General features: G+C 69.5%; 20 protein-coding genes and 1 pseudogene. 12 read left to right on the top strand and 9 right to left on the bottom strand.

What is annotated here, in order from left to right; translation table 11 throughout:
• Positions 1-107 precede the first annotated feature (107 nt).
• Positions 108-1,016, top strand: coding sequence for a 1-aminocyclopropane-1-carboxylate deaminase/D-cysteine desulfhydrase (locus ACIQHQ_RS14875; protein ID WP_402612319.1), 909 nt, complete (start codon positions 108-110; stop codon positions 1,014-1,016).
• Between the two features lie 15 nt (positions 1,017-1,031).
• Here the strand turns inward: ACIQHQ_RS14875 and ACIQHQ_RS14880 are convergent, their stop codons facing one another.
• Positions 1,032-2,630, bottom strand: a complete 1,599-nt coding sequence (locus ACIQHQ_RS14880) for a Na+/H+ antiporter (protein ID WP_402612320.1) — start codon at positions 2,628-2,630, stop codon at positions 1,032-1,034.
• 62 nt (positions 2,631-2,692) lie between these two features.
• Here ACIQHQ_RS14880 and ACIQHQ_RS14885 point away from each other — a divergent pair, with 62 nt between their 5' ends.
• The 3 genes from ACIQHQ_RS14885 to ACIQHQ_RS14895 all read left to right on the top strand — a co-directional run bounded on the left by ACIQHQ_RS14885 (position 2,693) and on the right by ACIQHQ_RS14895 (position 4,777).
• The gene (locus tag ACIQHQ_RS14885) at positions 2,693-2,953 is read left to right on the top strand and encodes a UBP-type zinc finger domain-containing protein (protein ID WP_402612321.1); all 261 of its coding nucleotides are present in this window, start codon (positions 2,693-2,695) and stop codon (positions 2,951-2,953) included.
• A gap of 259 nt (positions 2,954-3,212) precedes the next feature.
• Entirely contained in the window at positions 3,213-3,626 is a 414-nt protein-coding gene (locus ACIQHQ_RS14890; RefSeq protein WP_003992877.1) for a hypothetical protein, read from the top strand.
• 17 nt (positions 3,627-3,643) lie between these two features.
• Positions 3,644-4,777 carry an RNA polymerase sigma factor SigF gene (locus tag ACIQHQ_RS14895; RefSeq protein ID WP_402612322.1) on the top strand — a complete coding sequence of 378 codons (1,134 nt, stop codon included), beginning with the start codon at positions 3,644-3,646 and terminating at the stop codon, positions 4,775-4,777.
• A gap of 3 nt (positions 4,778-4,780) precedes the next feature.
• Here the strand turns inward: ACIQHQ_RS14895 and ACIQHQ_RS14900 are convergent, their stop codons facing one another.
• Positions 4,781-5,230, bottom strand: a complete 450-nt coding sequence (locus tag ACIQHQ_RS14900) for a hypothetical protein (RefSeq protein ID WP_402612323.1) — start codon at positions 5,228-5,230, stop codon at positions 4,781-4,783.
• 116 nt (positions 5,231-5,346) lie between these two features.
• Here ACIQHQ_RS14900 and ACIQHQ_RS14905 point away from each other — a divergent pair, with 116 nt between their 5' ends.
• Positions 5,347-6,315: a diacylglycerol/lipid kinase family protein gene (locus ACIQHQ_RS14905; protein ID WP_402612324.1), complete on the top strand. Its 969-nt coding sequence runs from the start codon at positions 5,347-5,349 to the stop codon at positions 6,313-6,315.
• Positions 6,316-6,636: 321 nt separating this feature from the next.
• On the top strand, positions 6,637-6,894 hold the full coding sequence (locus ACIQHQ_RS14910) for a WhiB family transcriptional regulator (RefSeq protein WP_003992873.1): 258 nt from the start codon (positions 6,637-6,639) through the stop codon (positions 6,892-6,894).
• A 204-nt stretch (positions 6,895-7,098) separates the two neighbouring features.
• Here ACIQHQ_RS14910 and ACIQHQ_RS14915 read toward each other — a convergent pair whose 3' ends face one another.
• Positions 7,099-8,565 (bottom strand): sensor histidine kinase, encoded by a 1,467-nt coding sequence (locus ACIQHQ_RS14915; RefSeq protein ID WP_402612680.1) that lies wholly within the window; start codon positions 8,563-8,565, stop codon positions 7,099-7,101.
• A 351-nt stretch (positions 8,566-8,916) separates the two neighbouring features.
• Positions 8,917-9,606, bottom strand: a complete 690-nt coding sequence (locus ACIQHQ_RS14920) for a TetR/AcrR family transcriptional regulator (protein ID WP_402612325.1) — start codon at positions 9,604-9,606, stop codon at positions 8,917-8,919.
• Positions 9,607-9,703: 97 nt separating this feature from the next.
• Between ACIQHQ_RS14920 and ACIQHQ_RS14925 the strand changes: the two genes are divergently transcribed.
• Both ACIQHQ_RS14925 and nagB read left to right on the top strand, forming a co-directional pair.
• A complete protein-coding gene (locus ACIQHQ_RS14925; RefSeq protein ID WP_402612326.1) occupies positions 9,704-10,456 on the top strand; it encodes an SDR family oxidoreductase in 753 nt (250 codons plus the stop codon).
• 415 nt (positions 10,457-10,871) lie between these two features.
• Positions 10,872-11,657 carry a glucosamine-6-phosphate deaminase gene (nagB, locus tag ACIQHQ_RS14930; RefSeq protein WP_390991307.1) on the top strand — a complete coding sequence of 262 codons (786 nt, stop codon included), beginning with the start codon at positions 10,872-10,874 and terminating at the stop codon, positions 11,655-11,657.
• Positions 11,658-11,899: 242 nt separating this feature from the next.
• Here the strand turns inward: nagB and ACIQHQ_RS14935 are convergent, their stop codons facing one another.
• The 4 genes from ACIQHQ_RS14935 to ACIQHQ_RS14950 form a co-directional block, all read right to left on the bottom strand.
• The gene (locus ACIQHQ_RS14935) at positions 11,900-13,438 is read right to left on the bottom strand and encodes a glycoside hydrolase family 3 protein (protein WP_402612327.1); all 1,539 of its coding nucleotides are present in this window, start codon (positions 13,436-13,438) and stop codon (positions 11,900-11,902) included.
• 9 nt (positions 13,439-13,447) lie between these two features.
• Positions 13,448-14,293: a carbohydrate ABC transporter permease gene (locus tag ACIQHQ_RS14940; protein ID WP_402612328.1), complete on the bottom strand. Its 846-nt coding sequence runs from the start codon at positions 14,291-14,293 to the stop codon at positions 13,448-13,450.
• Positions 14,290-15,279, bottom strand: coding sequence for a carbohydrate ABC transporter permease (locus ACIQHQ_RS14945; RefSeq protein WP_402612329.1), 990 nt, complete (start codon positions 15,277-15,279; stop codon positions 14,290-14,292). The genes ACIQHQ_RS14940 and ACIQHQ_RS14945 overlap by 4 nt, the downstream gene beginning before the upstream one ends.
• A gap of 87 nt (positions 15,280-15,366) precedes the next feature.
• Entirely contained in the window at positions 15,367-16,647 is a 1,281-nt protein-coding gene (locus tag ACIQHQ_RS14950; RefSeq protein ID WP_402612330.1) for an extracellular solute-binding protein, read from the bottom strand.
• Between the two features lie 310 nt (positions 16,648-16,957).
• Between ACIQHQ_RS14950 and ACIQHQ_RS14955 the strand changes: the two genes are divergently transcribed.
• A complete protein-coding gene (locus tag ACIQHQ_RS14955; RefSeq protein ID WP_363117207.1) occupies positions 16,958-17,722 on the top strand; it encodes a GntR family transcriptional regulator in 765 nt (254 codons plus the stop codon).
• Between the two features lie 141 nt (positions 17,723-17,863).
• Positions 17,864-18,370, top strand: a complete 507-nt coding sequence (locus tag ACIQHQ_RS14960; RefSeq protein WP_402612331.1) for a DinB family protein — start codon at positions 17,864-17,866, stop codon at positions 18,368-18,370.
• A gap of 12 nt (positions 18,371-18,382) precedes the next feature.
• On the opposite strand, the pseudogene ACIQHQ_RS14965 reads toward ACIQHQ_RS14960, so the two are convergent.
• Positions 18,383-18,600 (bottom strand): annotated as a pseudogene (locus ACIQHQ_RS14965) (IS5/IS1182 family transposase); the annotation flags it as partial.
• Positions 18,601-18,938: 338 nt separating this feature from the next.
• On the opposite strand from ACIQHQ_RS14965, the gene ACIQHQ_RS14970 reads away from it, so the two are divergent.
• Both ACIQHQ_RS14970 and mctP read left to right on the top strand, forming a co-directional pair.
• Positions 18,939-19,208, top strand: a complete 270-nt coding sequence (locus tag ACIQHQ_RS14970) for a DUF3311 domain-containing protein (protein WP_402612332.1) — start codon at positions 18,939-18,941, stop codon at positions 19,206-19,208.
• Positions 19,205-20,833 carry a monocarboxylate uptake permease MctP gene (mctP, locus tag ACIQHQ_RS14975; protein WP_402612333.1) on the top strand — a complete coding sequence of 543 codons (1,629 nt, stop codon included), beginning with the start codon at positions 19,205-19,207 and terminating at the stop codon, positions 20,831-20,833. The genes ACIQHQ_RS14970 and mctP overlap by 4 nt, the downstream gene beginning before the upstream one ends.
• Positions 20,834-20,944 lie beyond the last annotated feature (111 nt).

The raw sequence follows: 20,944 nt of genomic DNA on the forward strand, positions 1-20,944 counted from the left end.
CGGTTCGGCAGCGCACGCTTCCTGACGCCTCGGCCGGGGCGCCCTTCCGCCGAGAAGCGCGTCAGCCCCGATCCTCCGTCTCTCACCTCACGGGTGACAATGGCCCGGTGACCAGCCCCGACACCCCAGGACTCGCCGCGCTCGGCCCCCGGCTGCCCTCGCCGGTGCAGGAGGTCGTGGACGACCGGTTCGAGCGCCGGGGCGTGCGGTTGCTGCTGAAGCGGGACGACCTGATCCACCCGGAGCTGATCGGCAACAAGTGGCGCAAGCTCGCGCCGAACCTGACCGCGGCGGCCGGCCGTACCGTCGTCACCTTCGGCGGCGCCTGGTCCAACCACCTGCGCGCCACGGCCGCGGCCGGCCGCCTGCTCGGTATCCCCACGGTCGGTGTGGTACGCGGCGACGAACTGGCCGGCCGGCCTCTCAATCCGTCACTGGCCCGCTGCGCCGCCGACGGCATGCGGCTGCACTTCGTCGACAGGGCCACGTACCGCCGCAAGTCCGAGCCGCCGACCCTGGCCGGCATCCTGGGCGCGGCGGACGCGGAAGGGGCGTACGTCGTCCCCGAGGGCGGCAGCAACGCCGAGGCCGTACGCGGCTGCCGGGCCCTCGGCGCCGAGCTGCGCGGCCGAGCCGAGGTCGTCGCGGTGGCCTGTGGCACCGGCGGCACGCTCGCGGGGCTGGCCGCCGGCCTCGCGACCGGCCAGCGGGCCCTGGGCGTGCCGGTCCTCAAGGGCGGGTTCCTGACCGCCGAGACGGAAGCTCTGCAGCGTGAGGCCTTCGGTGCCCGGCGCGGCACCTGGAGCCTGGACGACCGTTTCCATGGCGGCGGCTACGCGCGCGTGCCCGCCGAGCTCGACGCCTTCGCGGCGGACTTCGAGGACCGGCACGGCCTGCCCGTCGAACGCCTGTATGTCGCCAAGCTGCTGTACGGACTCGTCGCCCTGGCCGGCGAAGGCGTCTTCCCGCGCGGGACGGCGGTCGCGGCCGTGGTCACCGGGCGCCCCTTCCCCTGAGGCGGCGCTCCGCCTTCACGCCGCTTCCCGGAACGCCGCGGCCTCCTCCAGGTCCAGCCTGCGCAGCAGGATCCGCAGCATCTCGTCGTCGATGTGGCGGCCGTCCCGGAGCCTGACGAACACCTCACGCTCGGCGCTGATCATCTCGCGCGCCAGTCGCCGGTAGGTGTCGTCGACGGACTCCCCGGTGATCGGGTTGGCCTGCCCGAGCCGTTCCCAGACGGCGTTGCGGCGGCGTTCCAGGACGGTGCGCAGCCGGTCGGCGAGCGGAGCGGGCAGGGCGTTGCGCTCATCGGCGAGGAGTTCGTCCAGGCGCCTTTCGGCAGCCCGGGAGGCCTGCGCCTGGGCGTTGGCCTCGGCGAGCGTCTCGGTCTGCGCGTCCCGCCCGGGGAACTTCAGCAGCCGGATCAGCGGGGGCAGGGTCAGGCCCTGCACGACCAGGGTCCCGATGACCGTCGTGAAGGTCAGGAAGAGGATGAGGTTGCGCTGCGGGAAGGGTTCTTCACCGTCGTGCATGGTGAGCGGGATCGAGAAGGCGATGGCCAGCGAGACCACGCCCCGCATCCCGGCCCAGGCGATGACGAACGGCCCCTTCCAGGTCGGGTTGTCCTCCCGTTCCCGGACCCGGGCCGACAGCAGCCGCGGCAGGAAGGTCGCCGGGTACACCCAGACGAACCGGACGGCGACGACGACCAGGAACACGGCGACCGCGTACCAGGCGGCTTCGACGCCCTCGAACTCCCCGAGGCCCTTCAGGACCACCGGGAGCTGGAGTCCGATCAGTGCGAACACGGCCGACTCCAGGACGAAGGCGACCATCTTCCAGACCGCCTCCTCCTGGAGCCGCGTGGCGAAATCGACCTCCCACGCGCGGTGTCCGAGGTAGAGCGCGACGACCACGACCGCGAGGACACCGGAGGCGTGCACCTGCTCGGCGACGGCGTATGCCACGAACGGGATCAGCAGGGACAGCGTGTTCTGCAGCAGCACTTCCTTCACGTGCGTGCGCAGCCAGTGGATCGGAGCCATCAGCAGCAGGCCCACCACGACGCCGCCGACCGCCGCGAGCAGGAACTCGCCGATGCCCTCGGCCCAGGTCGCGCCTTCACCGACGGCGGCGGCCAGGGCCACCCGGTAGGCGGTGATCGCGGTGGCGTCGTTCAGCAGGGACTCGCCCTGGAGGATCGTGGTGATCCGCGACGGCAGCCCGACCCGGCGGGCCACGGCCGTCGCCGCGACCGCGTCCGGCGGCGCCACCACCGCGCCGAAGACCAGGGCCGCGGTCAGCGGCAGGTCCGGCACGATCTCGTACAGGGCCCAGCCGACGGCGAAGGTCGCGAACAGCACGTACCCGACGGACAGCATCGCGACCGGCCGCAGTTGCGCCCGCAGGTCGAGGTAGGAGCTGTCGGTCGCGGCCGTGTGCAACAGCGGAGGCAGGATGAGCGGCAGGACGATGTGCGGGTCGAGCGCGTAGTCCGGCACTCCGGGGACGTAGCTGACCGCGAGCCCCACGGCCACCAGCAGCAGCGGCGCCGGCACCGGGGTGCGCCGTGCGGCTGCGGCGATCACCGCACTGCCCGCGACGAGCAGCAGCAGTGGCATCACGTCCATCGTTCTCGCCCACCCTCATTTTTCGACGCGGTCTTCCGCCCGACCGTCGTAACCTGGCAATCATGAAACAGTGCACGCACGCCGACGCGCTGCCGCACCCCGAGCCCGGCCCGCTCAGCGAGACGTGTCCGGAGTGCTTGGCGGAGGGCCTGGATCCTGTGCAGCTGCGGCTGTGCCTCAGCTGCGGTCACGTCGGCTGCTGCGACTCCTCGCCGGGGCGGCACGCGGCGGAGCATCATAGAAAGTCGGGGCACCCCGTGATGCGGACGCACGAGCCCGGGGAGACCTGGCGCTGGTGCTTCGTCGACCATGTCCTGGTCTGACGCGACGGCCCCCTGGCGCCGGACGGTTCGACCCTCTGACGTCTGGGTACGTCAACCCGGCGCGCGCTCTTCCCATTTGAGCCCGCCCAACCCCTAGACACGGAGCGTATTCACAGGTTTACTGTGTGTAACGACAGGGGTTGGGGTCCCGGGGACAGGATCGTCGAGAGCGCGATAGCGTCACCGCTGAACCACGTATCGCGTTACCCCGGGGGGCGACCCTCGGCCCTGAAACGCTTGTACCACCATGGAGGTGAGGGTGTCCCAGATCGCAGGCGAGCCCGCGACCCAGGACTTCGTCGAAGTCCGGCTGCCGGCCGCGGGTGCCTACCTGTCGGTGCTGCGTACGGCCACGGCCGGTCTCGCGGCCCGTTTGGACTTCACCCTCGACGAGATCGAGGACTTGCGCATCGCGGTGGACGAGGCCTGCGCGATCCTGCTTCAGCAGGCCGTGCCCGGCTCGGTGCTCAGCTGTGTTTTCCGCCTCGTCGACGACTCGCTCGAGGTCACCGTCTCGGCACCGACCACGGATGGCCATGCCCCCTCGCGGGACACCTTCGCGTGGACCGTCCTGTCCGCTCTCGCGGGCAAGGTCTCCTCCGCCGTGGACAAGGACAAAACCGTTTCGATCAGCCTCTACAAACAGCGCGGCGCGGGACCCGGGCCGGCGTGAGGAGCGAGGACGGGCCGGTGCGGGACGAAGATCGCGGCACACGAGAGCTGCCGGCCGAGGCCACGGGCACGAGCGGCCCGAGCAGTGCCCGGCGCATGGCGGACGGCATCGACGGCATCCCCGAGCAGGCCCGCCCGCATCCCGAGGACGACTCCACGGGAGCCGTCCTCCCGGGCGGCGGGCGGGACCGGGACGGTGCCGTGCGGAACGCGCCTCCGGGCGGGGGGATCGCCGCATCGCCGCCCCAGGGGGGTCCCCCCACTCCCGCGGAGTCGAGAGTGGCGGAGGAGGCGAGGGCTCGGGGAAGGGCGACGGGCGGGACGATGAGCGAGCACGAGCGACACTCCGAGGACCAGGCGCCGCGCACGCACCACACACAGAATGCGCACCACGGCTCCCCGGACCGCAGCGAGGCGCGCGAGATGTTCCTCAAGCTGCGCACCTTGAGCAGTGGCAGCCCGGAGTACGCGGAGCTGCGCAACCAGCTGGTCCGGATGCATCTGCCGCTCGTGGAGCATCTCGCGCGCCGCTTCCGCAACCGCGGCGAGCCGCTGGACGACCTCACCCAGGTCGCCACGATCGGCCTGATCAAGTCGGTGGACCGTTTCGACCCGGACCGCGGCGTGGAGTTCTCGACGTACGCGACCCCCACGGTCGTCGGCGAGATCAAGCGGCACTTCCGCGACAAGGGCTGGGCGGTGCGCGTCCCGCGCCGGCTGCAGGAGCTGCGCCTGGCGCTGACGACGGCCACGGCCGAGCTCTCGCAGATGCACGGCCGCTCCCCCACGGTCCACGAGCTCGCCGAGAAGCTGGCGATCTCGGAGGAGGAGGTCCTGGAGGGCCTGGAGTCCGCCAACGCGTACTCCACGCTGTCCCTGGACGTCCCCGACACCGACGACGAGTCCCCGGCGGTCGCGGACACCCTCGGCGCCGAGGACGAGGCGCTGGAGGGCGTGGAGTACCGGGAGTCCCTCAAGCCTCTGCTGGAGGATCTCCCGCCGCGTGAGAAGCGGATCCTGCTGCTGCGGTTCTTCGGCAATATGACCCAGTCGCAGATCGCGCAGGAGGTCGGCATCTCACAGATGCACGTCTCCCGGCTGCTGGCGCGCACACTGGCGCAGCTGCGGGAGAAGCTCCTCGTCGAGGAGTGACGGCTACTTCTCCAGGTTGCCCGGGTTGCCGGGCCCACGGATTCCGAGGGCCCGGGTCGTCTCGGGGTTCACCAGCAGCACGAGCGAGGCGACGGCCACGACCGCGAGGGCGATCCCGGCCGGAATGGCCATGCTGTCGGCCTGCAGCAGGTTGTAGGCCACCGGCAGCGCCATGAGCTGGGTGATCACCGCCGGACCGCGGCTCCAGCTGCGCAGCGCGAGCAGGCCGCGGGCCGCGAGCAATGGCAGCAGCGCGAGCACGACCAGCGTGATGCCTCCCGTGACCGCCTGCTGCCGGTCGTCCGGATGCCCCGTGAGACCGAGGACGAGAATCCAGACGCCACCGACGACCAGCGCGAGCCCCTCCAGTGCGGCCAGCAGCGCGGCGTACGTCAGACGCCGGGGGCGGGGGCCGGTGGTTTCCTCGGTGGCGGGGGTCTGCTCGCTGCTCACCCCTGAAGGGTAGCCCTCGTCGTACACGCCCCCCGTGGCGCGGTTCACCTCCGTCCTCTTACCCGATCCCTACCTCGGTATGGGCCAGGTACCACCCAGTAGGTACGCTGCCAGTCATGCGTGCACTTCTCGTGGTCAATCCGGCGGCAACCACCACAAGTGCGCGCACACGCGACGTACTGATCCATGCGCTCGCCAGCGAGATGAAGCTGGAGGCGGTCACCACCGAGTACCGCGGCCATGCGCGCGACCTCGGCCGGCACGCGGCCGACAGCGACGACATCGACCTGGTGGTGGCCCTCGGCGGCGACGGCACGGTCAACGAGGTGGTCAACGGCCTTCTGCACGCCGGCCCTGCTCCGAGGCATCTGCCCGGCCTCGCCGTGGTCCCGGGCGGTTCCACGAACGTTTTCGCCCGCGCCCTGGGCCTGCCCAACGACGCCGTGGAAGCCACCGGCGCCTTGCTGGACGCCCTGCGTGACGGCAGCGAACGCACCGTGGGCCTGGGTCTGACCTCGGGCACGCCGGGCACGGAGGACGAGGCAGTGCCGTCCCGCTGGTTCACCTTCAACGCGGGCCTCGGTTTCGACGCGGGTGTGGTGGGTCGTGTGGAGCAGCACCGCGAACGCGGCCGGAAATCCACACATGCTCTTTACGTACGCCAGGTCGTGCGCCAACTCTTGGGCGAACCGAACCGCCGCAACGGGACGATCACGCTGGAGCGGGCCGGCGAGGACCCGATCACCGATCTGGTGCTGTCCATAGTCTCGAACGCCTCCCCCTGGACGTTTCTGGGGAATCGCCCGATCTACGCGGCACCTAAAGCCTCGTTCGATACCGGGCTCGATCTCTTCGGCCTCAGCCGCCTGTCCACCGCGGCAGTTGCCCGGTATGGCACCCAGTTGCTCACTTCGTCCCCCGAGCGGGGACCGCACGGAAAGCACGCCACCTCTCTGCATGACTTGACAGAGTTCACCTTGCATTCGAAGGTCCCGCTACCCCTCCAGATGGACGGTGACCACCTGGGCCTGCGAACAAGCGTGACGTTCACAGGCGTACGCCGTGCACTGCGTGTGATTGTGTGAGCAGAACTGGCTAAAGTCCTTTCACTCGAACGTTTAGGCCAGGATCCACCCCATGGAAGTACGGCTGTGACCTAGTCGACACCGAAGAATCAAAAAAAACTTTCCAGAAGGGGTTGTATCCGCCGCTGAGGTTTGCGAGTCTCTACGTGGCGATCGAGACGGCCCGCAACACCGGCCTCCACTGATCACCAGACCCCTCTTCACATCACAGGACCTTCGCCGGGGAACCTGGCAGTCGGCCCTTCACTTGTTGAGGGATTCGTGAAAGCGTTCACATTCACAAGCACACCCTGCACGTAATACCAAGGAGAGGTAGCAGCCATGGACTGGCGTCACAACGCCGTTTGCCGCGAGGAAGACCCCGAGCTCTTCTTCCCCATCGGCAACACCGGTCCTGCGCTGCTGCAGATCGAGGAAGCCAAGGCCGTCTGCCGTCGCTGCCCGGTGATCGAGCAGTGTCTGCAGTGGGCGCTCGAGTCCGGCCAGGACTCCGGCGTCTGGGGTGGTCTCAGCGAGGACGAGCGCCGCGCCATGAAGCGCCGCGCCGCCCGCAACCGGGCCCGTCAGGCCTCCGCCTGACAACCCACCCCTGCTGACAGCCTGAGCTTGGCGGCGCGTACAGCGAGTACGCATCTCCCGCCCCCGAGCCGCAGCGCGCAGTTCCCCCGATGCGCTTAGTTAAGCAGCAACGAGCTTTAGCCCCGGGCCACTTGGTGGCCCGGGGCTCATTGCTTTCCGGCCCCTCTTCGTTATTCGGCCCCTCTTCCAGGACTGTGGTTTCCGCTACTTCTGCGCTCGCACGGGGAGGTCAAGGATCACGCGGGTGCCGCGGTCCGGGGCCGGGACCATGTCGAAGGTGCCGCCCAACTCGCCCTCCACCAGGGTTCGCACGATCTGCAGGCCGAGATTGCCGGCGGTGTGCGGATCGAACCCTTCCGGCAGGCCGACCCCGTCGTCCTGGACCGTGACCAGCAGCCGGGCTTCCTTGGTCGTGCCGCCGCGGACCGCCGAGACCTCCACCGTGCCGGTGTCGCCCTCTCGGAAACCGTGCTCCAGTGCGTTCTGCAGCACCTCGGTCAGCACCATCGACAGCGGGGTGGCGACCTCGGCGTCGAGAATGCCGAAGCGGCCGGTGCGCCGGCCTGCGACCTTGCCCGGGGAGATCTCGGCGACCATGGCCAGCACACGGTCGGCGATGTCGTCGAACTCGACACGCTCATCCAGGTTCTGGGAGAGCGTCTCGTGCACGATCGCAATCGATCCGACGCGCCGCACCGCCTCTTCGAGGGCCTCGCGCCCACGGTCGGACTCGATGCGTCGAGCCTGGAGGCGGAGCAGCGCCGCCACCGTCTGGAGGTTGTTCTTGACCCGGTGGTGGATCTCCCGGATCGTCGCGTCCTTGGTGATCAGCTCGCGCTCACGGCGACGCAGTTCGGTGACATCACGCAGCAGCACGAGGGAACCGATCCGGGTGCCCTTCGGCTTGAGCGGGATGGCGCGGAACTGGATGACTCCGTCTGTCGCCTCGATCTCGAATTCGCGCGGCGCCCAGCCGCTGGCGACCTTGGCGAGCGCCTCGTCCACCGGGCCCCTCGTCGGGGCGAGTTCGGCGGTGGTCTTGCCCAGGTGCTGTCCGACGAGGTCGGAGGCGAGGCCGAGCCGGTGGTAGGCGGACAGAGCGTTCGGGGAGGCGTACTGCACGATGGCATCCGCGTCGAGCCGGATCAGGCCGTCGCCCACCCGAGGTGAGGCGTCCATGTCGAGCTGTTGGTTCGCGAACGGGAATGCCCCGGCCGCGATCATCTGCGCGAGGTCGGACGCACTCTGCAGATAGGTGAGCTCCAGACGGCTCGGGGTGCGCACGGTGAGGAGGTTGGTATTGCGCGCGATGACACCGAGGACGCGCCCTTCGCGCCGTACGGGGATCGACTCGACCCTGACGGGTACCTCCTCGCGCCACTCGGGGTCGCCCTCGCGCACGATGCGGCCCTCGTCGAGAGCTACGTCCAGCATCGGACGGCGGCCACGCGGGACCAGATGGCCCACCATGTCGTCCTGGTACGAGGTCGGGCCGGTGTTGGGTCGCATCTGGGCGACCGAGACGTACCGGGCGCCGTCGCTGGTGGGGACCCACAGGACCAGGTCGGCGAAGGAGAGGTCGGAGAGCAGCTGCCACTCCGAGACCAGCAGGTGCAGCCACTCGAGGTCGGTGTCGTCGAGGGCGGTGTGCTGGCGTACGAGTTCGTTCATGGAGGGCACGTGTGCGAGCGTACCCGGGGGTTCGTACAGCCCTGAAACACCCGCGGGCCGCGGCGCCTGAGAGGGACCCTCAACCCTCCCGGCACCGCAGCCCGGAGCAACATCGGCCGTGGGGTGTGCGGTCCCGGTCGGCCGAAGGATGAGGAGCCGGGGCAGTCAGGGCAGAGAGCCTCGGTTCCTCGATCCGCCTTCCTGTGCGGGGAAGACGGAGGCTGGTGCGCGTTGCACACGCGCTCTCGTACGCATTGTGGACTAGACCACTTATGGGTGTCCATGCGTGGGAGGCTGTTCGTTGTTGTCATTTCTGCGGCACGTCGGACACAACGCCGCCCAGCAGGCAGCCTAACCCGTGTGGGTTCCTGTGCGGGGCCAGATGGACAGGGCAATTTCCGCGACGGCCTCCAGTTCCTCCCGGCTCGCCCCGTCGCGCGCCTGTTGTGACATGCCCTGGATCATCGCCCCGGTGTGGCGGGCCAGGGCGGCGGCATCGGTGGCCGGGGACAGCACGCCGGCGGCGACATCGGCCCTGATGCGGCTCTCGAACGCGGCGATGTTGGCGTTGCGGCGGTCCCGCAGCGATTGCTCCACCTCGGGGTTGGAGCAGTTCGCGGCCGCGTGGACGACGAGACAGCCGTGCGGGTGGCCGGGTTCGGTGTAGACGACGGCGGCTTCGCGCAGGATGCGCTCGACGGCGGCCCGCGCGGTGGGCTCCTCGGCGAGGGCGCGGTCGGTGAAGGATCCGTGCCGCGTGCCGTACACGCGGACGACCTCTTCGAAGAGGGAGCGCTTGTCCCCGAAAGCCGCGTAGAGACTGGGCGCGCCAATGTCCATGACACGGGTGAGGTCGGAGACGGACGTGGCCTCGTAACCGTGCTCCCAGAAAGCCAGGAGGGCTTTTTCCAGTGCGGTCTCGCGATCGAAGGAGCGGGGACGGCCGCGAGGCCTGGACTTGGCCTTGCCATCCCCGGCGCCGCTCGCGCTCGTGGCGCCGGAGTGCTTCGAGGCCTTCGCGGTTCCGTCGTCGTTCACCATGGGATGCATTTTATAGCGAACACTAGAGAAATGTGGGCGGTCTGCTGTACGGTCATTTCTGTAGCGACCGCTATGCAAATGAGAGGGGGGCGCCGACATGGGCGTACTCGCGGGCAGGACGGCACTGGTCACGGGCGCGAGCAGGGGCATCGGGCGAGGAATCGCCGAGCGACTGGGACGTGACGGCGCCCGGGTCGCGGTCCACTACGGCAGGAACGAGACGGCGGCGAAGGAGACGGTCGCGGCGATCGAGAGGGCCGGGGGCTCGGCGTTCGCGGTGGGCGTGGAGCTGGGGGTACCGGGGGACGCCGAGGCGTTGTGGGAGGAGTTCGACCGGCACGCGGACGGGCTGGACATCCTGGTGAACAACGCGGCGATCGGTAACACGCGGCCGATCGGGCAGTTGGAGGAGCAGGAGTACGACGAGGTCTTCGCGGTGAACGTGAAGGCGCCGTTCTTCATCCTCAAGCACGGCATGACGCGCCTGCGGGACGGCGGCCGGGTCGTGAACATCTCGTCGGGGCTGGCCCGGTCGGCGGTGATGCCGGACAACATGGCGTACGCGATGACGAAGGGCGCGCTGGACGTCTTCTCGCGGGACCTGTCCAAGGTGCTGGGGCGCCGGGGCATCACGGTGAACTCGGTGGCCCCGGGCATCATCGACACGGACAACACGGCGGAACTGCTGCGCGGCAGCCCCGACGGCTGGGCGAAGGCCGCGGCGATATCGGCACTGGGCGGGGTCGGTGAGCCCGCCGAGGTCGCCGACGTGGTGGCGTTCCTGGTGTCCGACGGGGGGCGATGGATGACGGGGAGTTGGGTGGATGTGACGGGGGGTTCGCTCACGTAGGCGCGGAGGGGTGGGTCACCTCCCGCGCCATGGTCCCGGCCCGGGAGCTCGCTGAGGTGGTCCGATGTGGCGGCGCTCATCGCGTGGGCGTCGTCGCCGCGTGTCCTTCCGGGGGCGGGGCGACTGCAGACCCCATTCCACTCCCTCGGGCCGGACAGTGCCCGCCCGGGGCCCTCGATGCCTCCTCCGCTCCTCCATCGAGGGCAATGCCTCCGAGGGCGATGCGGAGCGGCACTGTTCACCCCGTGGTGACCTGGTCGGCACGGCGGCGTCGCCCGCGCGGGAGCGGCGGTGCCGACCCTGGGAGGGGCAGGCCTCCTCTGTTAGATTGGTCTAAACCACGTGACCCTCCCGGGTCCAGTCCCAGTTGAGCTCTCCCCCAGATCGGCACTCCTCTCAGATCGGCAGGCCCAGCGTGGAAGTTGTCATCGTTCCGGACGCCAAGTCGGGCGGCGAGCTCATCGCCGAGGCCATGGCCCAGCTGCTCCGGCGCAAGCCCGGTGCCCTGCTCGGCGTGGCCACCGGCTCGACGCCGCTGCCCGTGTACGAGGCGCTGGCGGCGAAGGTGCGCTCCGGTGCCGTGGACGTCGGGCGGGCGCGGATCGCGCAGCTCGACGAGTACGTGGGACTGCCCGCCGACCACCCGGAGTCCTACCGCTCGGTGCTGCGGCGTGAGGTGCTGGAGCCGCTGGGAATCGGGATGGACCAGTTCACGGGCCCGGACGGCACGGCGGAGGATGTGCAGGGGGCGTGCGAGGCGTACGACAAGGCGCTGTCGGACGCCGGAGGTGTGGACCTTCAGCTGCTGGGGATCGGGACCGACGGGCACATAGGGTTCAACGAGCCGTGCTCGTCGCTGGCGTCGCGGACCCGGATCAAGACGCTGACCGAGCAGACCCGGATCGACAACGCGCGGTTCTTCGACGGCGACATCGACCAGGTGCCGCATCACGTGATCACACAGGGCATCGGCACCATCCTGGAGGCCCGGCATCTGGTGCTGCTCGCCACCGGCGAGGGCAAAGCCGACGCGGTCGCGGCGACCGTGGAGGGGCCGATCGCCGCGGTGTGCCCGGCCTCCGCGCTCCAGCTCCACCCGCATGCGACTGTCGTCGTCGATGAGGCCGCCGCGTCGAAGCTGAAGCTGGCGGACTACTTCCGGCACACCTACGCCAACAAGCCGGAGTGGCAGGGGATCTAGGGGCCTCCCGGCCGAGCCGGTCTGTATCGTCACGTCCCTGCCGCCCGAGCCGAACGACAGTCTGGCGGCCGAGAACCCCAGCGGCCGAGTACCTCCGCCTCCAGTACGTCGTCCTCGGCCGGTTCGTTGTGGGCGCGCCGGCCGGCCACCCACAGGGTCATCACTCGGTGGACGGCGAGGACGAGGGGTGCGGCACGGCCTCGGGGCGTCGCCGGCGCCCCGTCCGGGTCACCCGCGCGCTCTCACCACCCCGTGATCCCGGCGATCACCTCGGCCGCCGCCCGGCCGCAGACGCGGGCCGCGCCGTGGGTGGCGAGGTGCAGGGCGCCGCGCGGGGCGGCCTGAGGAACGCCCATCTCGACGACGATGGTGTCGGGGCGGGCCGCCAGCAGGGTGTCGAGGGCGGAGGCCATCCAGGGGTGACGGTGTTCGTCGCGGACGACGGCGACGATACGGCGGGGACCGGCCGCCTGCAGGGCCGCCCTGCCGGCGTTCTCCCCTGCCTCGTTCCCCGGGCCGTCCCCGGCGCAGAAGCTGCCCGTCACCGTGCCCGGCAGGAGGTGGACGAGTTCCGCGGCGACGCCCCACGGTGTCTCGTCGCCCACGGCGATGTTGGCGACGGGGGTGAGGGCGGCGACGTAGGGCGGTTCGCTGAGGGGCTCGAAGGCGCCGGGGCCGCCGAGGGCCGGTGCGGCGGTCACGGTCAGGGCGCGGCGGGCGGCGTGCAGGCCGACCTCGGTGCCCTGGGTGTCCTCGGCCGGGCGGCCTGTCGTGCCCGCCCAGCGGGCCAGGGCGCGTACCCGGTCGGCGGCCTCGGCCAGGCGCTCCTGTGGGAGTTCACCGGCCCGCACGGCTCCGACGAGGGCGTCGCGCAGGCGCAGTACGGTCGCGTCGTCGGCCAGGCCGCCACCCACGCAGATCGCGTCGGCGCCCGCGGCGAGGGCGAGGACGCTGCCGCGTTCGATGCCGTAGGTGCCGGCGATGGCGCGCATCTCCATGCCGTCGGTGACGATGAGGCCGTCGTAGCCGAGCTCGCCGCGGAGCAGGCCGGTGAGGATGCGGTGGGAGAGGGTGGCCGGGCGGTCGGGGTCGAGGGCGGGGACCAGGATGTGGGCGCTCATGACGGCCCGGGTGCCGGCGGCGACGGCGGCGCGGAACGGGGACAGTTCACGCTCGGCCAGCACGTCGGCGCTGATGTCGATGCGCGGCAGGGCGTGATGGGAGTCGACGGCCGTGTCACCGTGTCCCGGGAAGTGCTTGGTGCAGGCGGCGACCCCGGCGGACTGCAGGCCGGTGACGTAGGCGGCGGTGTGCCGGGCGGCCAGTGCGGTGTCGGCGCCGAAGGAGCGGACGCCGATGACCGGGTTGCGCGGGTCGGAGTTCACGTCGGCGGACGGGGCCCAGTTGAGGTTGACGCCACAGGCGGCGAGGCGGCGGCCCAGCTCGTGGGCGACCTGGTGGGTCAGTTCCACGTCGTCTACCGCGCCGAGGGCGTGGTTGCCCGGGAAGGAGGAGCCGCTGCGCACCTCCAGGCGGGTCACGTCACCCCCCTCCTCGTCGATCGCGACGAGGACGTCGTCGCGCTCGGCCCGCAGCTGGGCGGTGAGGGCGGCCAGTTGGCCGGGTGAGGCGATGTTGCGGCCGAACAGTCCGACGGAGGCGAGGCCCTCACCGAGCCGCCGCAGCAGCCAGTCGGGGGCGGTGGTGCCGGTGAAGCCGGGCTGGAGGACCGTCAGGGCGTCGCGGGTGAGTGTGTCGGTGCCGCTGGCGAGTGTCGTCATCGGGTGAGGTCATCCCTTCACGGCGCCCGCGGTCAGGCCCGCGGCCATCTTGCGCTGGACGAGGAGGAAGAGGGCGACGATCGGCACGGCCATCATCGTGGCGCCGGCCATCATCGGGGCGTATTCGGTGCCGTGTTTGGTGGTGAAGTTGCCGAGCCAGACGGTCGCGGTCTGGTTCTTCTGGCTGAGCAGCATCAGGGCGTAGAGGTACTCGTTCCAGGCCTGGATGAAACCGTAGACCGAGGTGGCGACCATGCCGGGGGCCAGGAGCGGGAAGACGACCCGCAGGAAGGCGCCGGTGCGGGAGCAGCCGTCGACCATGGCCGCCTCCTCCAGTTCCTTCGGGATGTTGACGATGAAGCCCCTCAGCGTCCACACCGTGAACGGGAGGATGAAGGTCAGGTACGTGAGGATGAGGCCGGTGAGCCGATCGTACTGGCCCAGGTCGTTGAGGAGCAGGAACACCGGGATGATCATGGCGACCAGCGGGACCATCTGCACGGCGAGGATGCCCACGATCACGATTTTCCGGCCACGGAAGGCGAACCGGGAGATGGCGAGCGCGGCCAGCAGCCCCACGACCATGCCGATGACGACCACGGCCAGCGACACCACCAGGCTGCGGCCCACCGGGCCCCAGAAGTCGGCGATGTCGAGCGCACGGGTGAAGTTGTCGAAGGTGATGCCGGTCGGCAGCAGGCTCGGATCCGCGTCGATGGCGTCCTCGGCGGGCTTGAACGCCGTGTTGAGCATCCAGTAGAGCGGGAAGCCCGCGGTGACGAAGACGAGGAGGCCGAGGATGTTCCAGCCGAGCCGCGCGTGCTTCCGGCGGCCGGCTCCGGGGAGCGTGCTCATTCGACCTCTCCGATCTTCAGCATCTGCCGCATGTAGACGGCGACGACGCCGAGCAGCAGCAGGACGGTGACCAGCGCGATGGCCGAGCCCTGGGCGTAGTCGTTGACCACGAACGCCCGGTCGTAGGAGTAGGTGTTGAGGACCTGGAACTCCGGCTCGGGGTGGCCGCCCCGCATGACGAACACCTGGGGGAAGACGCCCATGTCCCAGATGACCGACAGGGTCGTGAGCATCACGATGATCGGCTTGAGGACGGGCAGGGTGACATAGCGGAAGACGCCCCAGGAGCCGGCGCCGTCCAGGCGTGCGGCCTCCTCCAGTTCCTTCGGGACCTGGGTGAGGCCGGCGCTGAGCGTGATGACCACGAACGGCACGGCTCCCCAGATCACCAGCAGCATGATCACCACCAGGCCCTCGGGGCCGCTCGCGAACCAGTTGTGGCCGATCATCTCGACGCCGGGCAGCTTGCTGAGCAGGGCGTTGAAGACGCCGTAGTCCGAGTCGAAGAGCCACTTGAAGACCGTGGTCGCGACGATCACCGGCATGCCCCAGCTGGCCACCAGCACGATGTTGAGGAGGATCTTCAGCCAGCCGGAGACCCGCTGGAGCAGCAGGGCGAGCGCCATGCCGATCACCATGGTGAAGACGACGGCACCGGCCGCGAAGACGATCGTGCGCAGGACGACGGCCCAGAACTCGCCGTCGCCCAGCACCTTGGCGAAGTTGTCGAACCCGACCGTCTCGGCCGGCTGGAAGCCCCACAGCTGGGACTGCCCGAACTCCTGGAAGGACAGGGTGACCAGCCGGACCAGCGGATAGCCCATGACCAGGGCGAGGATCAGCAGGCAGGGCGCGAGCAGCAGCCAGGGGGCGAAGGCCCCGCCGGACGTGCGCTGCCCGCCGGGCCGCCGGTCCTTCGGGGGCGGCGGCGGTACCTGCCGCGGTGGCGGCACCTTGGCAGGGGTGGTGGTGTCTGCGGCACTCATCGCGCGCTCCTTGGCGGTCCCTCAGGTCGTACGAGGATCAGGGCCCCGTCCCGGACTGCGGGGAGGCGACGGGGCCCTGTGCTCAGGTCACTTGGTGTTGATGACCTTGTCGATCGCCGCGTCCGCGTCCTTGGCGGCGGCCTCGACGGACTTCTTGCCGGTGCCGATGCTCTGCAGCATGGTCTGCAGGATCTGGGCCTTCTCCACCTGCCCCCAGCCGGGAGCCATCGGGACGAACCAGTTGGACTCGGCCGCGGTGGCGGGCACCGCCGTCTTCGGGTCGTTCTTGAGCGTCGCGAGGTCGGTCTTGTTGTTGGGCAGGTTGCCCTTGGCCATCAGGCCCTTCTGCCCGGAGGAACCGGTGAACGCGTTGATCCACTCAGCGGCCAGGGCCTGCGCGTCGGACTTCACCGGCACGGCGAGGTCGGAGCCGCCGAGGAAGACGGGCATGTTCTTGCCGGACGGGCCGGGCATCACGAAGTTCTCGAGGTTGCCCTTGAGCTTGCCGGTCTTGTCGTTCTTCGGGTCCTCGGCGGTGGCGCCCTCCCAGGCGGCCGCGAAGATCATGGCGGATTTGCCCTGGCCGTAGACGATGTAGCGGTCGGACTCGTCCTTGGTCTTGTCGCCGTGCATGTAGCGGTCGACGACGTTCTTGAACTCGGTGAGGCCCTTGAGTGACTCGGGCGAGGAGAGGGAGGCCTTCCACTGACCGCCCGACTCGGTGGCGATGGCGCCGCCGGCGTCGTAGACGAAGGACATGGCGGCGTACCAGTCGCGGGTGGGCTGGTACCAGGCGCTGTACTTGTCGCCCTGCTTCTTCTGGATCTTGTCCAGGGTGTCGGTCAGTTCCTTGTACGTCTTCGGCGTGGATTTCACCCCGACCGAGGCGGCGACGTCCCGCCGCCAGTTGGCGACGCGGCCGCCGGCGTAGTACGGGACGCCGTAGGTCTTGCCCTCGTAGGTGACGGAGGCCTTGAGGCCGTCCAGCCAGGCGTCCGCGTTGTCGAACGCGCCCTGGTCGAGGGGGGCGAAGGCGCCTTTGACCATGTAGCCGAGCATCTCGGTGTTGCCCATCTCGACCACGTCGGGGGCCTTGTCCGTGGCGAGGACGGCGTCGAGCTTGGCGTTCTTGTCGGGCCAGCCGTAGTACTCGTGGTTGATCTTGATGCCGGGGTGCTTCTTCTTCACCGCGGCGTCGGCGGCCTTCACCAGCTCCGGCCAGTTGTTCTGGGCATCGACGGTGAGCCAGACGGTCAGCTCCTTGGCGTCCGCGCCCTTGTCGGAACCCCCGCCACCCTCGCCGCCGCACGCCGCGATGGAGACCATCATGCCCGCGATACCGATCGCGGCTGTCAGCTTGCGCTTCACGCCACCCTCCTCAGGGATCCCACAACCCCCTGGCTCCCGCAGTGAGCGTGGGGCCGGGCCTGGACCAATGGTGTAGACCAGTACGGGGAGCTTGGACCAGGCCAGCAGACCTGTCAAGGCTCCCGATAAAGCCCTGACCAGCCGTTATGCGACCTACATATGCAGGAACCTTTAAGTAAGAAGCCAACGAAAACCCGGGTGCACACGGCATACTGCGGGTAGACCACAGGGAATGGTGGACTAGACCAAAAGTGGCGCCGCCGGTATACAAGTGGGATCGTGTCGGCGGACCGAGCCGGGAAGGCGGAGCATGAGCACCGACGTCAGCAGTGCGGAGAACGAGAACGGGGTGCCCGTCCGTACCGCGCGCGTGCCCAAGTACTACCGCCTGAAGAAGCACCTGCTCGACATGACGGAAACCCAGGCGCCCGGCACACCGGTCCCGCCCGAGCGCACGCTGGCGGCGGAGTTCGACACCTCACGCACGACCGTGCGCCAGGCGTTGCAGGAACTGGTCGTCGAAGGCCGGCTGGAGCGCATCCAGGGCAAGGGCACGTTCGTCGCCAAGCCGAAGGTCTCGCAGGCGCTGCAACTGACCTCGTACACCGAGGACATGCGCGCCCAGGGCCTCGAACCCACGTCCCAGCTGCTGGACATCGGCTACATCACCGCCGACGACCGCCTGGCCGGGCTGCTCGACATCACGCCCGGCGGCCGCGTGCTGCGCATCGAGCGGCTGCGCATGGCCAACGGCGAGCCGATGGCCATCGAGACCACCCACCTGAGCGCCAAGCGCTTCCCCGCCCTGCGCCGCTCCCTGGTGAAGTACACGTCCCTGTACACCGCGCTGGCCGAGGTCTACGACGTCCGTCTCGCGGAGGCCGAGGAGACCATCGAGACGTCCCTGGCCACCCCGCGCGAGGCCGGCCTGCTCGGCACGGACGTCGGCCTGCCGATGCTGATGCTCTCGCGGCACTCGCTGGACCGGGACGGCCGGCCGGTGGAGTGGGTGCGGTCGGTGTACCGGGGCGACCGGTACAAGTTCGTGGCCCGGCTGAAGCGGCCGGCTGACTAGGGCCCGTCCGGCGGATCGGGCCGGCCGGCCCCGGCATTGAATCGCTGTAGCTACCCGCCGGGCAGGGAGCTGGGTGGAGCGGGTTGGACCCATCGATAAATGCCTCGACATCGGTCCCGGTGATCGGGGACGCTTCGCGCGATGACCAGAATCGACGACACGCCGCCCGCGTGGGACGAGCGCACCCAGCTCACCACGTTTCTCGACTACACACGTGACACCGCCCGTGCCAAGTGCGATGGCATCTCTGCGGAGAACGCTCGCAAGGCGCTCCTGCCGGCCTCACCGCTGATGACCATGAGCGGAGTGATCAACCACCTGCGCTGGGTCGAGTACTACTGGTTCCAGGTGGTCTTCCTCGGCGAGGAGGACCGGGGCCCCTGGACCGAGGAGGACCCCGACCGCGAGATGCGTATCGCCGTCGACTTCCCGCTGACGCAGTTGCTCGACGAATACGCCGAACAGAGCGCCCGCTACCGCGAACTGGTCGCCGGGAACGGATTGGACGACAAGGCCGAACGAGCCGTCCGCGACGGCCTCCACGTCGACCTGCGCTGGATCCTCCTCCACCTCACCGAGGAGACAGCCCGCCACAACGGCCACCTGGACATCCTGCGCGAGATGCTCGACGGCACGACCGGCGGCTAGCTCCGGCGGAGGTCATGGGCGGAGCCAGAGACGGATCGAGGCGACGGTGACGGTGCCGTGGAAGACGCAACCGCACGTGTCGAACCTCGTGGCCACGGCCCGGCAGTTCTTCGGCGCGTGATCGTTCGCTCGGCTTCGTTCCCTCGCTTGTGGATCGTCTTGTCCAAGCCGACAGGCCGGCCGCCCTTGCCACCGCGGCGTTGTCGGTTGTCCCGCTGGTTCTTCGGTTCGCAATAACCGTTGATGACCTTGCGGTGGGTGGTTGGCCCAACGGCCGACGTGCTGCCCGGACTTCGGCAGGTGGGGTTTCAGCCGGGCCCACTCCTCATCCGTTTGGTCTCCCCACCCCAGCCTCATGCCAACCGCCCCCAAACCGCGACGGTCACATGATCCGCCGGACAGGCCCTTCCGGCCCCGGGCAGGGGCTTCGCCGCCGGCCGAGGGCCTGCTGCCGGACCTGATTTCGGTTGGGTACCGCATTGCGGACGAGGGGTTCCGCTGTCGCCGCACCCTGACCTAGATTGCCTGCGCATTACACAGGTGATCACCAAGGGGACGGAGCCGCCTGATGTCGCAAGCCCCAGAAGTCAGCAGCAGAGGGCCGGTGTTGACGCCCTTGCGCGTCGTCATCGCCGTCTGCCTCATAGCGCCGTTCGTGGCCATGCTGTGGGTCGGCTCGTACGCGAAGACCGGCCCCGTCTTCATCGGGATCCCATTCTTCTACTGGTACCAGATGGCGTGGGTGCTCATCTCCACCGTCCTGACGATGATCGCCTACAAGCTGTGGCAGCGTGACCAGCGCGCCCGCTCGGCCGCGAAGGGCGGTGCTGCGCAGTGAAGGACGGCGTGAACGGCGTCGCACTCGGCGTCTTCATCTTCTTCTTCCTGGCCGTGACGGTCATGGGCTTCCTGGCCGCGCGCTGGCGCAAGGCCGAGAACGAGCACAGCCTCGACGAATGGGGCCTGGGCGGCCGCTCGTTCGGCACCTGGATCACGTGGTTCCTGCTCGGCGGCGACCTGTACACGGCGTACACCTTCGTCGCCGTCCCGGCCGCGATCTACGCGGCGGGCGCGGCCGGCTTCTTCGCGGTGCCGTACACGATCCTCGTGTATCCGCTGATCTTCACGTTCCTCCCCCGCCTGTGGTCGGTCTCCCACAAGCACGGGTACGTCACGACGTCCGACTTCGTGCGCGGCCGCTTCGGCTCGAAGGGCCTGTCGCTGGCGGTGGCGCTCACCGGCATCCTGGCGACGATGCCGTACATCGCGCTCCAGCTGGTCGGCATCCAGGCCGTGCTGGACGTGATGGGTGTCGGCGGCGGCGAGAACACCAACTGGTTCATCAAGGACCTGCCCCTGCTGATCGCGTTCGGCGTGCTGGCGGCGTACACGTACTCGTCGGGTCTGCGGGCCCCCGCGCTCATCGCGTTCGTGAAGGACACGCTGATCTACATCGTCATCGCGGTGGCGATCATCTACATCCCGATCAAGCTGGGCGGCTTCGACGACATCTTCGCCAAAGCCGGCGAAGCCTACAGCCAGACCAACCCGGCCACGGGCGCGCCGCGCGGTGCGCTGGTGCCGGCGGAGGCGGGCCAGTGGACGTACGCCACACTGGCGCTGGGCTCCGCCCTGGCCCTCTTCATGTACCCGCACTCGATCACGGCGACGCTGTCCTCGAAGAGCCGTGAGGTGATCCGCCGCAACACCACGATCCTGCCGCTGTACTCCCTGATGCTGGGCCTGCTCGCGCTGCTCGGGTTCATGGCGATCGCGGCCGGCATCAAGGTGCAGAACGGGCAGCTGGCCATTCCGCAGCTGTTCGAGACGATGTTCCCGGACTGGTTCGCGGGCGTGGCGTTCGCGGCGATCGGCATCGGCGCGCTGGTGCCCGCGGCCATCATGTCCATCGCGGCCGCGAACCTCTTCACCCGCAACATCTACAAGGACTTCATCAAGCCGGACGCCACACCGGCGCAGGAGACGAAGGTCTCCAAGCTGGTCTCCCTGCTGGTGAAGGTGGGCGCCCTGGCCTTCGTCCTCACCATGGACAAGACGGTCGCCATCAACTTCCAGCTCCTGGGCGGCATCTGGATCCTGCAGACCTTCCCGGCCCTGGTCGGCGGCCTGTTCACCCGCTGGTTCCACCGCTGGGCGCTGCTCGCGGGCTGGGCGGTCGGCATGATCTACGGCACGGTCGCCGCGTACGGTGTGGCCTCTCCGACCCAGAAGCACTTCGGCGGCTCCGCGAAGGAGATCCCCGGCATCGGGGAGATCGGCTACATCGGTCTCACGGCGTTCGTCCTGAACGTCGTCGTCACGGTCGTCCTGACCTTCGTCCTGAAGGCCGTGAAGGCCCCCGACGGCGTCGACGAGACCAGGCCGGAGGACTACACGGCGGACGCGGGCGATCCCGGGGTCCAGGTGGAGCTCCCGCCCGCCACCGCCGGTTCGGCCCACTGACGTCAGGGGCACGAGACAGCGCACACCAGCCGCAGCGGGCCACCGTGACCGACCGTCACGGTGGCCCGCTGTCGTGCGCGGTTCCCGCGGTCCCCATGCGGCTCCGGGACA

The organism is Streptomyces sp. NPDC092370, assembly GCF_044755265.1.
In the GTDB taxonomy this organism is placed as follows: Bacteria; Actinomycetota; Actinomycetes; order Streptomycetales; family Streptomycetaceae; genus Streptomyces.